Here is a 13,251-nt window from a genome sequence, read left to right on the forward strand (position 1 = left end):
GTCCGTACTCAGCGGGCTGTCTCTTTTCGTTCTGCTGTATAGATCTGTAATCAGAAACCAATCAAAACAATTGACGCCATAAAAAACAGATGGTATATTTATCTCGAATTAAAGATATATGAATTGAAGATAAAAAGAGGTGAACGAAATGGAACAGCCGAATCCGAACTTAAAAGCACTGACAGTCATGGTCCGCGCAGTCGATGCGCTTCATGAAGTCATCAAACAGGATGTTGCGAAGTCCGGACTAAATCCGACTGATTTTTCCGTACTCGAGTTGCTGTATCACAAAGGAAGACAACCGATTCAGCTGATTGGGAAAAAAGTATTGATTACGAGTGGCAGCATCACCTATGTCATCGATAAACTTGAAAAAAAGAACTACGTCGTCCGCAAAGCCTGTCCGGAAGATCGGCGTGTCACATTTGCGGAACTCACCACGGACGGTCAAAACTTGATGGATACGATTTTCCCGGAACATGAACAAGCTATTAATCAGGTTTTCCAAGGGATTGACCAGGCGGAAATTGAATTGTTCATTAAGACCGCTAAAAAAATAGGCTATCAGGCACAAAATCATTAAATTTTTTTAACGATATATCTCGAATTCGAGATAATAATGACTAAGGGAGCGATTTATATGAACGAATTAAAAGGAATCCACCACGTTACGGCCATTACGAGCAGTGCCGAGAAAAATTATGCATTCTTCACCAATGTCTTAGGCATGCGTTTAGTGAAAAAGACGGTAAATCAGGATGATATTCAGACGTATCATTTATTCTTCGCCGACGACAAAGGATCCGCCGGTACCGACATGACATTCTTTGATTTCCCGGGCATCCCGAAAGGAACGCATGGCACAAACGAAATCTACAAAACCGCTTTCCGCGTGCCGACGGATGAAGCGCTCGACTACTGGATCAAACGGTTTGACAAATACGACGTCAAACATCGCGGCATCAAAGAACAGTTTGGGAAGAAGACCCTCTCGTTCGTCGATTTCGATGACCAGCAGTACATGCTGATTTCGGATGAACACAACGAAGGCATTGCATCCGGCATTCCGTGGCAAAACGGTCCGGTTCCATTAGAATTTGCGATCACCGGCTTAGGTCCGATTCACATCCGGATTGCCGAATTTGACCGGTTAAAAGAAGTGTTGGAAAAAGCGATGCTGATGCGGGAAATCGATAAAGCCGGATCCCTGCATCTGTTTGAAATGGGCGAAGGCGGAAACGGCGCGCAAGTCATCGTCGAACATAACCTCCTTCTTCCAAGTGGACAGCAAGGATTTGGTACCGTTCATCATGTTGCTTTCCGAGTCGAAGATACGGCCGCTTTAAATGAATGGATCAGCCGCATGCAAAACTTACGGTTCAACACATCCGGCTATGTCGACCGTTTCTTCTTCGAATCCTTATATGCCCGTGTCGCTCAAGGTATCCTGTTCGAATGGGCAACAGATGGTCCCGGTTTCTTGGGTGACGAGCCGTATGAAACGGTCGGAGAGAAATTATCCTTGCCACCGTTCTTAGAATCACAACGTCAACAGATTGAGCAAATGGTCCGTCCGATTGATACCGTCCGCAGCACGCGGACGATTGAAAAAGAATACCTATAAAACGGAGGAATTCACTTGAGTCTATTCAGTAAATTATTTGGTTCAAAGGAAACACCACAACAAGAGGAGGAAACGAACATGACAAAGTTAAACATTGGAATCATTTTGGGATCAACACGTGAAGGTCGCTTAAGCCCACAAGTCGGAAATTGGGTGAAAGAGCTCGCGGACAAACGCGGAGATGCCAACTATACAATCATTGACATCGCCGATTATAAATTACCGTTGCTCGGTGAAAAAGACGGCGATGCATCCGGTGCAGCTGCCTGGTCTGAAGCGATTGCCGTTCAGGATGGATTTGTGTTCATCACACAGGAATACAACCACTCGATTTCCGCGTCCTTAAAAAATGCTCTCGATTACCTTCGTGTTGAGTGGAATAACAAAGCAGCCGGTATCGTCTCGTATGGTTCAGTCGGCGGTGCCCGGGCAGCAGAACATTTACGCGGGATTTTGGGCGAATTGTTGATTGCAGACGTCCGCGTCCACCCTGCCCTCTCGCTGTTCACTGACTTTGAGAATGGAGCTGTATTAAAAGCAGCACCCGTTCAGGCAGATTCCGTCAACCAAATGCTCGACCAGGTCATTCCTTGGGCCGGTGCTTTAAAAACGATCCGCTGATTATTCCATTTCCCTTAAAAAACGTTTGAAATAGAGATTAAAAATGAGAGAACTCCTTCATTCGGGAGTTCTCTCATTGGTTTTATTCGTTATCTTCCGTCCACGTATCAACATACGAAACGACGTACTCTTTTTTCGTTTGACTGTACTTTGTCTCGAAGTAATACAGGACATTCTCTTTCTGATTCAAAATGGAATACGAATACGTCTTGTACGCCTTTGGAAAAACAGGTTGTTGTTTACCGGATTGCTTCCCGACTTTTGAATAGTCGATATACGAGACTCTTTCATGTTTCCCGATTCCTGTTCCCGTCATCACCGCATCCAACTGTTTTTTCGTCATGCCTTTTTTAATCTTTTGATCGTTATAGACACGTTTGGAATTGACAGCGGATGAGTCAAACCAATGTTTTTCAACGAGCTTTAACTGCTTACTTTGCTCTTTCGACTTAAATACAAGCAACATGCGAACGGTTTGGAACGTCATTTCATCCGGATTGTCCGATTCATTCGGTACCTTTGAATCTGGGTAAAGATAAAATTCATACTTCAAATATTTTAGCTTCCCGCTTTTATCGTATGTATTGGAATCGTTCAATTCACCACTGCATAAAAGATTAACTTTCACCTCATCCTCCGAGCGGTCACACAGATGTTTTTTATAGTTCTTGCCATACATGACTTCCGCAACACTCGTCATCGAGGCATTCAATTTCAGCTTTTTAAAGATATCGTGCTGCGTTTCTTTTTTAGTTTTTGCCACGACTTCATTTGGTGGATAACTTGTCAATAACAGACATAACGATACAGATAACACAGTCAATACTTTAACTACGTTTCTCATGTTAAAAACCTCCTTTACTTTGCTATGCACACCTCTAGCTTATTGCTTCACGCTGATAAAAAAGTCCATGAACGTAACGAGTAACCCAACAAACGATACTGTCATTCCAATTTTAATACCCAACACGTCATTTAATCCTATCGAGCTAAAGCCGACCATCAGCGCAATTCCAAACAAAATAATGCTGATTCCCATCAAAATTAATTTCACGTTACTCCATTCCTCTCAAGCTGATTCATGATGCTTTCTGTTCAAAAGTACCAGTCAATTACGAGCTAAGTCATTGAATTGAACAATGTCACTGCCCTTTTTCGCGTAGTATTCAATCATTTCCGGCAGTTTCTTTTTGTCATAACTTGTGATGCCGTCCGTGATCACCGTCACGTCATAATCCAGTTTACGTAAATTAAAGCACGTCGATTTGACGCAAGCCGTCGCATCTCCGCCGGTCAGATAAAAGCCGGTGATGTCATGTTGCGCAATGAATGCTGCGAAATCTTCGCTTGTTAAGGCGTTCCCCTTATATTTTGTAAAAATGTGATCCGACACAATCTTTAAATCAGGTGCCAACTCGGCACCGCGTGTTCCGGTCTTAAACGTTCTGGTTCCAGCCGATAAATTCTCATGCCGGATATAGACCACATGCATGTTTTGTTCGACTGCCCAGTCAATCGACTGATTAATGGTCCCGATGACTTCTTTGTAGTTTTTTGTCATGTCATTTTGAATATCGATGACGACTAAAGCTTTTTTTGACATGTGAGTTCCTCCTGATGAATAAACGGATTTTTCGTTCTGATGAATGTTTCCGGTTCCAATCGAATAACGTACACTTGAGATAAGAAACAAATTAAAGGAGGCATGCCCCGTGAAAGAAAAATACTATTTTGACGTCTTTCCTGAACTGACGAGCGAACGGCTCCTGTTAAGGGAAATCCGGTTAAGCGAAGCAAACCAAATGATTGAGATTACGGCCTATGACGGGCAACAGGCAGAAAATAGTCGCGACGTCGTCCGGATTTTGAGTCAAATTGCTCTTGATTACCTCAACGGGGATGGCATCACGTGGGGACTGTATTTAAAGTCGACCGGCGAATTCATCGGCAATTGTTGTTTTTGCAGAGGCTACCAAAACAACATCGCCGAGATTGGTTATGTACTCAAAGCGGACTTTCGGGGTCACGGCTACATGACGGAAGCCGTCAAAACAGTTACCCGCTTTGGACTGCAGGACATGAAGGTCAGACAGGTCTGTGCCTATACCGCACCTGATAACCGTGCCTCACAGTCCGTTCTCTTAACAGCCGGGTTCACGACAGGGATTTGCGACCAAGACAGTCATCAGTTCATCTGCCAGTAATATTATTCGTACTTCGTCCCATCATTTCGCTTTAAAATTATAAAGCGGCTTGATGACTTTTAATAACTCGACCGTGTCCTCTGTGTTTCGGATGATTTCTTCCATCGGTTTGTAGACAAACGGTGACTCATCGCGCGTCGATTCGACGACCGAACTCGACCAGACCTCCTGCATCGTCTCCTCAAATTCCTTCAAGTCCACTGATTTGAAGGCTTTTGAGCGGGACATGATACGTCCTGCTCCGTGTGGCGCCGAATAGTTCCAGTCCGGATTGCCTTTTCCTTTGACAATCAGTGAACCGTCGCGCATGTTCATCGGAATGATGGCGACTTCACCGGCTTGCGCTGAAATCGCACCTTTCCGGAGAATCATCTGCTCGAGATCGATGTAGTTATGGATCGTATCGAACTGTTCCGTGACCGACCAGCCCATCGCTTCAACAATGACGTCGGTCATCGCTTGACGGTTCAGTGCCGCGTAACGTTGGGCGATTTTTAAGTCATGCAGGTAGTTGTCCATATCGGAACCGGACACGTACGCCAAATCTTTATTTGTTTCATTGAACTGACTCTTCAACTCGACCAAAGTCGATTGGATGTCTTGTTCACGTCCCTGTTCTTTCAGCGATGCGACGATTGTTTCTGTATCGACAGTGAATTGTGAGCTTTCCGCCAGCTTTTGATAATGCTCGGCAATCGTTTTCCCGAGGTTCCGGCTGCCGGAATGAATGACGAGATACAGATTGTTTTCCTCGTCCGTATTCAGCTCGATAAAGTGATTTCCTCCGCCTAACGTGCCGATCGATAACCGAGCACGTGTTTCGTTAAACGGTGCCAATACTTGATCAAATGGAATCTGTTCCGACAAGCGGTGCGGCTGATTACGGACCGACATGCCACTCGGCACCAGTTCCTGAATCGTCGCATCCAGTTTGTCATAGTCGATGCCGGCTGTGTCGTTTCGTGTAATCTGTGTACATAACATGCCGCAGCCAATGTCGACACCGACGAGATTTGGAACCACTTTATCGTGAATCCGCATCGTCGTGCCGATGACCGAGCCCTTGCCCGCATGACAATCGGGCATGATTCGAACATTGCCGTCGACAGCAATGTTTTCATTCAGCATCCCTGTCACCTGTTCAATCGTCATGTCATCGACATTGTGTGTAAAAATCTTCGCTTCGCCGTACTTTCCGCGAATCGTCTTCATTTCATCCTCCCCCTTACCTTCCTGTCTCTTGTTCAAGTATCCTATAAAATCCCTTTTTTAACAATTCGTTCTTACTCGTGGACAATCGAGACCCATTGTTGGGTCAGCGCCGACTGACCATCTTCCGTCAACCAGACAATAGCCGTCGTACTCGTCGCGTCCGGTAACCGTTCTTGAACCAGTCCTGTCATATCAAGCTCGCGAAGTGTACTTTCCGGCAACAGCGTCACCGCCTGCCCGCAACGAACAAGTCCAATCAAGGTCAAGACGTCGGAACAGGTTTCCTGCGAGACGACTCCGAACTGCTGGCTGAGCGTCTGAAAGACACCAAGTCCTTCCTGACTCGGAATGATAACGTCGGCATCCGGAAAATCAGGATGATGAATCTGATAAAACGGTTCTTCTTCCATCCACTCGATCGTGACACCTTGTGCCTCAATCGGCAGCCGAACGAGTGCCACGTCAATCGCATGATCCTTCAGACGGTCAATTAACACACCCGACTCGCCCTGATGAATTTGCAGCGTAATCCGGGGATGCCGTCGTTTCATCTCTTGAACCCAGCCGGTCAGTCGACCGGCAGACAACGTATTGACACCAATCCGTAAAATCCCAGCTCGTCCTTCCTTAATGTCACTGACTTCAATCCGGGTTTCCGCTTCGTAACGCAACAAGGAGACGGCGCGTTCATACAGCCGCTCGCCGCTGGCCGTGATCCGGATGCCACGTCCCGCCCGTTCAATTAGCCGCACGCCAAGCAACTCTTCCATCTTCCGAATCTGTTGCGTCAAAGCAGGCTGTGCCATCCGCAGTCGTTCCGCCGCCCGTGTGACGGATTGTTCTTCGACGACCGCGCAAAAATAACGATATTGGCGTAAATCCATCTTCATCATCTCTTTCATATGTTTTCAGTCATAAATATGTATGAATCATAACATCAATCATATGATATGATGCTGAAATCAGTGATTTTTAAAAGGAGACGATTTTTGTGAAACGTACGACATCCACGGTCCAGTGGATTATATTCTTATTAGCCAATACGATTGCCTTGCCCATCGTCGTCGCAAGCCTGTTTGATCTTTCAAGTGTTGAGACGGCCGCACTTGTCCAACGCTCCTTCTTTGTCGGCGGGATTGCCTGTTTTCTCCATGGTGTCTTCGGTCACCGCTTACCGATCGTGTCCGGTCCGGCCGGTTCATGGGTCAGTATTTTCGTCGTCATCGCCGCATTGCCGGTCGATTCAAAAACGGCCTTCACGATTGCGATGGCCGCTGTCGTCATTGCCGGCGTCGTCTTGGTTTTCCTCGGGTTGACGGGATGGACTCGCTTTTTATTACCGGTCTTCACGCCGCTCGTCAGCGGAACGTTTTTGCTTTTATTATGTATTCAACTGACCGGCGTCATGCTTGGTGCCGTTCTCGCCGTCGAAGCAACACGTCTTGCCGGCATTCTGACATTCCTGCTTGTCCTCGGACTCAGTCAATTTGGTCCGACCCGCCTCCGTCCGTTCGCCTTGATGATCGGCATTGTCGTCGGCTGGTTGGTCAGCCGTCCGTCGTTACCGGAAGCGTCCGGTGTCTTCGCCGTTCCGACCGCCTTACCGTTCGGGATGCCGCAATTTGACGGCAGCGCCTTCCTGGTTGCTATTCCGTTTGCGATTCTTTTGATCGTCAACTTGATTGCCGCGTTAAGCGCCGTCGAAGCGACGATTCAGAAAAAAGGGGCCTTGAATCAGGGGCTGACGGTCGAAGGAATCATTCACTTGATCGCCGCGACGTTCTCGACGCTCGTTCCGGTCCCATTGCCGATCACAAGTGGTTTCATCGCCCAGACGGGAAGTAAGGAACGCCGGCCGTTTTTGATTGCCTCACTTGTCATCGCCTTGGTCGGCTTTTTCCCGAGCATCATCGGCATCATCGCCACATTACCGCGCAGTGTCGCCAGTGCCGCTTTGCTTGCGACGTTACCGCATATGTTCCTGATTGCCTGGCAGTCCGCTGAAAGCAGCATGACGACGAGCCGCCGCAAACACGCCTTTGCGATTTGTGCCGTTATCGGGATCAGCATCCTCCTACAATCGACGGTTCTTGCGGAAATCTTACCGCTGACGTTACGTCCGTTCTTCAGTAACGGCTTGCTGATCGGCACGATGCTTGTCCTTGGGTTTGAAGTCATCGAACGGTTCCGTTCTCGACGTGAAGCTAAATCAGAACGGCTTGCCAGTTAATCTGTATCTCAAAGTAAAATCCCCACTTTCTCGCAAAATGCGACAGAGTGGGGATTTTGTGTTTGAAATCATATGAAAACAGTCCATTAAACTCGTCTTCTTCCCGTGACTCCTCCAGGAAAAAGCGCGTGCTTTTCGCGCTGTCAGAGACAAATGAGACCCGGCTCCTCGTCCGAAAGGAACAGAAGCCGCGGCTCGTGTCTCGCCTGAGGAAAGCACGGGAAAAGAAAACGAGTTTCACTTAACTTAACTTAACTTCACCGTACTTCACGCCACCATTTACGGGTCTGACTCGCAACCGTAACGCTTTCACCGATCATCGGCGTCACGACAGGCACGCCGTGTTTCGCTGCTTCCTTCAACACCCGTTCGACCGGTTCGAACCACGGGTGGAATGCCAGCGTAAACGCCGACCAGTGAACGGGAATCATCACGTCCCCCTTGACATCAAGATGCGCCGCGAGCGTCTGCTCCGGTAACATATGCGAACTCGACCAGCGGGTGTCGTATTGTCCGCATTCCATGATCGTTAAGTCAAACGGACCGTATTGTTCCCCGATTGCCTTGAAGTGTGGACCGTAACCACTGTCACCGCTGAAGAAGACTTTTTTCGAGCCTTCAATCACCCAGGACGCCCAAAGCGTCGAAAATTGATCAAGCCCGTTACGACCCGAGTAGTGCCGGGCCGGTGTCGCCGTCAAACGGAGACCGTTCGTCTCAATCGATTCATGCCAATCGAGTTCGGTAATCCGGTCCGGATCGACACCCCAGCCCTTCAGTCGGCTTGCGACACCAAGCGGAACAATGAATTGTCCGACCCGGTCTTTTAACGCCAGGACCGAATGATAATCCAAGTGGTCATAATGGTCATGTGAATAGATGACGAGATCAATCGGCGGTAAGGCATCAAGATCGACCTGTGCCGTCGTCTGGAACCGTCCGCCCCCGAATTTCGGGAACGGTGACGGAGCACGTCCGAGCATCGGATCAAAGAAGATTGTCTGATGATCCATTTCAAGCAGGAACGCCGAGTGACCGAACCAGGTCACGCGTGGTTCCGTTCCGTCCGTCCGTCGTTCAAACGGAACGACCGGCAACGGTTTGACCGGTTTTAACGACGGCAGCTCCCGTCCGTAATCTTTTAAGATACTTTTCATTGTGTCCCATTCCATTTTTAATTGGAACGGCAGTTCATTTTGAAACTTTCCGTTCGAAAACTGAGTCGAACGGGCATAACGCTGTTGATCTGCTTTTGATGGTCGGCGGCCGAATAACGGATAACGGGTCATGAAGACCGCTCCGAGAACGCTGAGACCGGCAAGTGTTGCGACTGTTTTTTTCATTTTTCTTCACCTCTTTAATACGTTCAGTATAGCATCGGTGATTTTTAAAGCGGTAATGAACAAACTTCACTTCTCAAAAAAGACGCAAAACTGAAAAGCTCAGCTTTGCGTCGGGTTCTATTAATCTAAATCGTCCGCTTTCCATTTCGAACGGTCGCTTTTATCATGATCGGATTTATGCTCCGACTCGTAATCGTTGACGCCAAGGTTTTCAACTTTGCCGTCATGCCGGTGTCCTTCGTCATGCAGATGGTCGCGTGAGTCATCGTGATCATGCGAATGGTCATGGTCGTCATGAAGGTCTTTTGCGAACAGCGCGATTCCGCCCCGCTCGACTTCCTGGTAATGGCGCTCCGCTTCTTCATCGGAATGCCCGACACGTTTTAACGTTTCCCGAAGCGGTGGCTCATGGCTGAACTTCGATTTGACTTGATCGATCCAGGACGCACCCGATGTCTCATCTGCTGCATCGTCCCGTCCCACTACCGAAAAATCAGAATCCTTATGTCCCCGCTCTTTCAATGCTTGCATTTTTTGATGTAAACTCGATTCATCATGAAAAATGCCGATAAATTTCTTTGCCATCGTCAACACCATTCCTCTCACAGAGATATGAATTCACAGACTTCAATTTTTACCCTTCTTTTTGCATCTCAAAACGAAAAAAAACGTATCTTCCTGTGAATTGGAAGATACGTTTCAGCAACTTAGTCGTTGAGCAATTGTGGTGAATCGACGAGTGCGATGACACCCTCGTTTTTCTGAACGAATCGTTCGTAGACGAAATCATTCGCAAACAGCAGAACCGGGTTTTCCCAACGGTCGTAGACGAGGACAGTCCGTGAATCCGTCAATTTCTTGACTTCACTGATTTCCGTCACCTTGACCCACTTCGCGACCTGGAAGTTCGCCGCATCTTTTAAGATGTCAACGCCGTATTCGCCTTTGAGACGGTGTTCGAAAACTTCAAACTGAAGTTGTCCGATTGCTCCGAGAATGACCTCGTTGTATTCCGTTTTATAGACTTGAATCGCTCCTTCTTGTGCGAGCTGTTCAATCCCTTTTTGGAACTGTTTTGATTTCAAGGCGTTTTTCGTAAAGACTTTCAGGAACAGTTCCGGTGCAAATGTCGGCAATGCTTCGTACTGTAGGCTCGGATCACCATTCGTGATCGTATCACCGATTTGGTAGTTACCGGAATCATACAATCCGATGACGTCGCCGGCAAACGCTTCGTTGACCGTTTCCCGTTCATCCGCCATAAATTGTGTCGATTGCGACAGCTTCATTTTTTTACCGGTCCGCGTCAGGACAACTTCCATACCACGGTCGAACTTGCCGGTACAAATCCGGACGAAGGCAATCCGGTCGCGGTGGTTCGGGTTCATGTTCGCTTGAATCTTAAAGACGAAACCGCTGAAGAAATCTTGCGCCGGCTCGATTTGTCCTTTGTTCGACTCACGTGGCGTCGGGGACGGGGACAAGTTGAGGTAATGCTCAAGCAACGGTGTGATTCCGAAGTCGACTAAGGCAGAACCGAAGAAGACCGGTGTCAATTCACCTTTTGCAATCAGTTCTTCATTGTATTCGTTTCCGGCTCCGTCGAGTAAATCGACTTCATCCACTAATGTATCGTACATTTCGTTGTTGATCGTCGACGCCAACTGGTCGTTTGCGAGTCCTTCTTCACCGAGATCAATCGTCAGACGATCGTTCTTGAAGCAGTGGAACTTCTCGTTGACACGGTCGTAGACACCTTCGAACTGTTGTCCGGATCCCGCCGGCCATGTGACGGCAACCGATGGAATGCCGAGGACTTCCTCAAGCTCTTCCATCAATTCGAGTGGATCACGCGCTTGACGGTCCATCTTGTTGATGAACGTAAAGATTGGAATCCCGCGCATCCGGCAGACTTGGAATAATTTTTTAGTTTGTGACTCGATCCCTTTTGCTGCATCGATGACCATGATCGCCGAGTCGACGGCTGTCAGGATTCGGTACGTATCTTCCCCGAAATCGGAGTGACCCGGTGTATCCATGATCGAGACGATTTTTTTGTCGTACTCGAACTGCATAACCGATGACGTAACGGAGATTCCCCGTTGTTTTTCGATCTCCATCCAGTCGGATTTTGCGAATTTCGAGTTTTTCCGCGCTTTGACGGATCCCGCTTCGCGGATTGCTCCACCGTGGAGTAAGAATTTTTCAGTTAATGTCGTTTTCCCGGCATCCGGGTGGGAAATAATTCCGAAGATCCGGCGTTTCTCGACTTCGGTTTGGAGTAATTTTGTCATGTAGGGTAATTCCTTTCACCTATATATTAAAAATCTTCTTAAAAAGTGGTTAACTCGCTCATTTTCGCAACTAGTCTATCATACCGAATTTTCGCAGTCTCGTCCATTTCACTTTGTTGACTTAATTTTCAGATTTTGTATTGACAACCCAGCCTGATGTTCTATACGATGACGAGGAAGTTACTATTACAAGAAGGAGGAGACGTACAATGTCACAATCATTTAATCAGCAACCATCGATTTACGTATTGGCTACAACTGTACGTCACCCAATCGTTTAATTTTTAATTAAGCAGGGTGTACGTATGCGTATACGTACATGCTGCCCTCTTATATTAGGACGGGTATGCCCATATTTGTGCGTATCCGTCTTTTTTATGATTTAAAAACGGAAATATAAGGGGTTTTGTTTATGTTTACTGCACTAAAACAGCTTGACCGTAACATCTGGATCCGGTTCGTCGGGGAAACGATTACCGGAGTCATGATGTTCATGATTGCACCATTTCTTGTTCTGTACTATTCCGAACAGCTTGATTCGTATTTTTTAGTCGGCCTCATCATGGCGACCGGTCCAATCACGTCCCTGTTCGGTTCGTTCCTCGGCGGCTATCTCGCCGACCTGTACGGACGTAAACCGTTGATGGTCATCTCGATTGTCGGGGATGTCATCGCGTTGATCGGCTTCTCGTTCGCTGATTCGTTTTGGCCGTTATTGTTGATGAACGCCTTACTCGGTCTGACGAATTCCTTGTTCCACCCGGCAGCAAGCGCCATGGTCGCTGATGTCACGCCGCCGGAGCGGCTTAACGAATCATTCGGACTGTTGCGAATGGGACATAACGTCGGGGCAGCGTTTGGTCCGTTGATCGGAAGTGCCGTCCTGTTCGTCGACCGGTCGCTGATCTTTTACGCTGCTGCCGCCGTCTTTTTCCTGTACGCCCTTGTTTTGTTACTGTTCATCCAAGAAACAAAGCCGGATCAGATTGAACACACGCAGGACGAGCCGAAACTGTCAGCCTTCACTGTCCTGCGTAAAGATCATGTTTTCGTGATTTTTATCGCCGCCGGTGTCTTCATCTCGATGGGCTTCGCTCTCGTCGAAAGCATGCTGCCGGTTTTCCTGAAGGAAGCGTTACCGGGACTGCCGAACGATAAAAATCCGTTCCCGTACCTGATGGGACTAAACGGTATCATGGTCGTTCTATTCCAGTTCCCGGTAGCAGCGCGCCTGTCCGGTAAAGCCTTCGGAAAGGTCATGTTGCTTGGCGCCAGCATCTTCGGACTCGGGATGATATTACTTGCGTTCATTCCGTCCTATCTGTTTTCGCTTGGAACCGGCTATATCGTGCTCGTGACAATTTTATTAGCAATTTACGCCCTCTATACACTCGGTGAGATGATTATGTCGCCGGTCCAGATGACGTTCATCGCTTTGATCGCCCCGGAACACTTGCGCGGAACGTATAACGGTGCCGCCAGTATCCAGTGGCTGATTGGTGGAGTAACGGCGCCGTTACTCGGTTCCTTGTTCCTCGACTCCGGAAACGGACAATACGCGCTTGCCGGTGTCGGTGTCGCCTGTTGTCTGTCAGGACTTGTTTATCTCGCGCTCGACCGCTCGATCCAACGCGCGAAACGGTTGTCTCAATCCGCATAACGGATATAGGATTAAAGTAGATTTTTTTACTCATTTAATATAGAAACCCCAAACCAGACATTC

14 protein-coding genes are annotated in these 13,251 nt (G+C 47.8%); 6 read left to right on the plus strand and 8 right to left on the minus strand.

Translation table 11 applies throughout. From position 1 onward, the window contains the following. The first annotated feature begins 148 nt into the window (after window positions 1-148). From P402_RS0110835 to P402_RS0110845, 3 genes are all read left to right on the plus strand, one after another. Window positions 149-583 carry a MarR family winged helix-turn-helix transcriptional regulator gene (locus P402_RS0110835; RefSeq protein WP_026828706.1) on the plus strand — a complete coding sequence of 145 codons (435 nt, stop codon included), beginning with the start codon at window positions 149-151 and terminating at the stop codon, window positions 581-583. 57 nt (window positions 584-640) lie between these two features. After that, entirely contained in the window at window positions 641-1,624 is a 984-nt protein-coding gene (locus P402_RS0110840; protein WP_026828707.1) for a ring-cleaving dioxygenase, read from the plus strand. Between the two features lie 78 nt (window positions 1,625-1,702). Beyond that, a complete protein-coding gene (locus P402_RS0110845) occupies window positions 1,703-2,245 on the plus strand; it encodes an NADPH-dependent FMN reductase (protein ID WP_026828708.1) in 543 nt (180 codons plus the stop codon). Window positions 2,246-2,327: 82 nt separating this feature from the next. Here P402_RS0110845 and P402_RS0110850 read toward each other — a convergent pair whose 3' ends face one another. Genes P402_RS0110850 through P402_RS0110860 form a run of 3 tightly spaced genes read right to left on the minus strand, consistent with a single transcriptional unit; the run spans window position 2,328 to window position 3,848 of the window. Next, window positions 2,328-3,089: a hypothetical protein gene (locus P402_RS0110850; protein ID WP_026828709.1), complete on the minus strand. Its 762-nt coding sequence runs from the start codon at window positions 3,087-3,089 to the stop codon at window positions 2,328-2,330. 39 nt (window positions 3,090-3,128) lie between these two features. Then, complete coding sequence (locus tag P402_RS17015) at window positions 3,129-3,299, minus strand: hypothetical protein (protein ID WP_160168617.1); 171 nt, start codon at window positions 3,297-3,299, stop codon at window positions 3,129-3,131. A gap of 54 nt (window positions 3,300-3,353) precedes the next feature. After that, window positions 3,354-3,848, minus strand: coding sequence for a cysteine hydrolase family protein (locus P402_RS0110860; RefSeq protein ID WP_026828710.1), 495 nt, complete (start codon window positions 3,846-3,848; stop codon window positions 3,354-3,356). 109 nt (window positions 3,849-3,957) lie between these two features. Between P402_RS0110860 and P402_RS0110865 the strand changes: the two genes are divergently transcribed. Beyond that, on the plus strand, window positions 3,958-4,449 hold the full coding sequence (locus P402_RS0110865; protein ID WP_026828711.1) for a GNAT family N-acetyltransferase: 492 nt from the start codon (window positions 3,958-3,960) through the stop codon (window positions 4,447-4,449). A gap of 21 nt (window positions 4,450-4,470) precedes the next feature. Here P402_RS0110865 and P402_RS0110870 read toward each other — a convergent pair whose 3' ends face one another. Further along, window positions 4,471-5,661 (minus strand): RNA-splicing ligase RtcB, encoded by a 1,191-nt coding sequence (locus P402_RS0110870; protein ID WP_026828712.1) that lies wholly within the window; start codon window positions 5,659-5,661, stop codon window positions 4,471-4,473. Between the two features lie 71 nt (window positions 5,662-5,732). Continuing rightward, on the minus strand, window positions 5,733-6,545 hold the full coding sequence (locus P402_RS0110875; protein ID WP_026828713.1) for a LysR family transcriptional regulator: 813 nt from the start codon (window positions 6,543-6,545) through the stop codon (window positions 5,733-5,735). A gap of 107 nt (window positions 6,546-6,652) precedes the next feature. On the opposite strand from P402_RS0110875, the gene P402_RS0110880 reads away from it, so the two are divergent. Beyond that, on the plus strand, window positions 6,653-7,891 hold the full coding sequence (locus P402_RS0110880) for a purine/pyrimidine permease (protein WP_026828714.1): 1,239 nt from the start codon (window positions 6,653-6,655) through the stop codon (window positions 7,889-7,891). Window positions 7,892-8,148: 257 nt separating this feature from the next. Here P402_RS0110880 and P402_RS0110885 read toward each other — a convergent pair whose 3' ends face one another. The 3 genes from P402_RS0110885 to P402_RS0110895 form a co-directional block, all read right to left on the minus strand. Next, window positions 8,149-9,234, minus strand: a complete 1,086-nt coding sequence (locus P402_RS0110885) for an MBL fold metallo-hydrolase (RefSeq protein WP_026828715.1) — start codon at window positions 9,232-9,234, stop codon at window positions 8,149-8,151. Between the two features lie 120 nt (window positions 9,235-9,354). Further along, window positions 9,355-9,819, minus strand: coding sequence for a general stress protein (locus P402_RS0110890; RefSeq protein WP_235188866.1), 465 nt, complete (start codon window positions 9,817-9,819; stop codon window positions 9,355-9,357). Window positions 9,820-9,941: 122 nt separating this feature from the next. Continuing rightward, window positions 9,942-11,528, minus strand: a complete 1,587-nt coding sequence (locus P402_RS0110895; RefSeq protein WP_026828717.1) for a peptide chain release factor 3 — start codon at window positions 11,526-11,528, stop codon at window positions 9,942-9,944. Between the two features lie 412 nt (window positions 11,529-11,940). On the opposite strand from P402_RS0110895, the gene P402_RS0110900 reads away from it, so the two are divergent. Continuing rightward, window positions 11,941-13,188 (plus strand): MDR family MFS transporter, encoded by a 1,248-nt coding sequence (locus P402_RS0110900; protein ID WP_026828718.1) that lies wholly within the window; start codon window positions 11,941-11,943, stop codon window positions 13,186-13,188. Window positions 13,189-13,251: the final 63 nt, after the last annotated feature.

It is taken from the genome of Exiguobacterium sibiricum 7-3 (assembly GCF_000620865.1).
GTDB classification, from domain to species: Bacteria; Bacillota; Bacilli; order Exiguobacteriales; family Exiguobacteriaceae; genus Exiguobacterium_A; species Exiguobacterium_A sibiricum_A.

Coding starts and splice junctions, on each gene's coding strand:
- P402_RS0110870 (WP_026828712.1), bottom strand. CDS start 5,661: ATGAAGACGATTCGCGGAAAGTACGGCGAAGCGAAGATTTTTACACAC.
- P402_RS0110875 (WP_026828713.1), bottom strand. CDS start 6,545: ATGGATTTACGCCAATATCGTTATTTTTGCGCGGTCGTCGAAGAACAA.
- P402_RS0110850 (WP_026828709.1), bottom strand. CDS start 3,089: ATGAGAAACGTAGTTAAAGTATTGACTGTGTTATCTGTATCGTTATGT.
- P402_RS0110835 (WP_026828706.1), top strand. CDS start 149: ATGGAACAGCCGAATCCGAACTTAAAAGCACTGACAGTCATGGTCCGC.
- P402_RS0110845 (WP_026828708.1), top strand. CDS start 1,703: ATGACAAAGTTAAACATTGGAATCATTTTGGGATCAACACGTGAAGGT.
- P402_RS0110840 (WP_026828707.1), top strand. CDS start 641: ATGAACGAATTAAAAGGAATCCACCACGTTACGGCCATTACGAGCAGT.
- P402_RS0110885 (WP_026828715.1), bottom strand. CDS start 9,234: ATGAAAAAAACAGTCGCAACACTTGCCGGTCTCAGCGTTCTCGGAGCG.
- P402_RS0110895 (WP_026828717.1), bottom strand. CDS start 11,528: ATGACAAAATTACTCCAAACCGAAGTCGAGAAACGCCGGATCTTCGGA.
- P402_RS0110890 (WP_235188866.1), bottom strand. CDS start 9,819: ATGGCAAAGAAATTTATCGGCATTTTTCATGATGAATCGAGTTTACAT.
- P402_RS0110860 (WP_026828710.1), bottom strand. CDS start 3,848: ATGTCAAAAAAAGCTTTAGTCGTCATCGATATTCAAAATGACATGACA.
- P402_RS0110900 (WP_026828718.1), top strand. CDS start 11,941: ATGTTTACTGCACTAAAACAGCTTGACCGTAACATCTGGATCCGGTTC.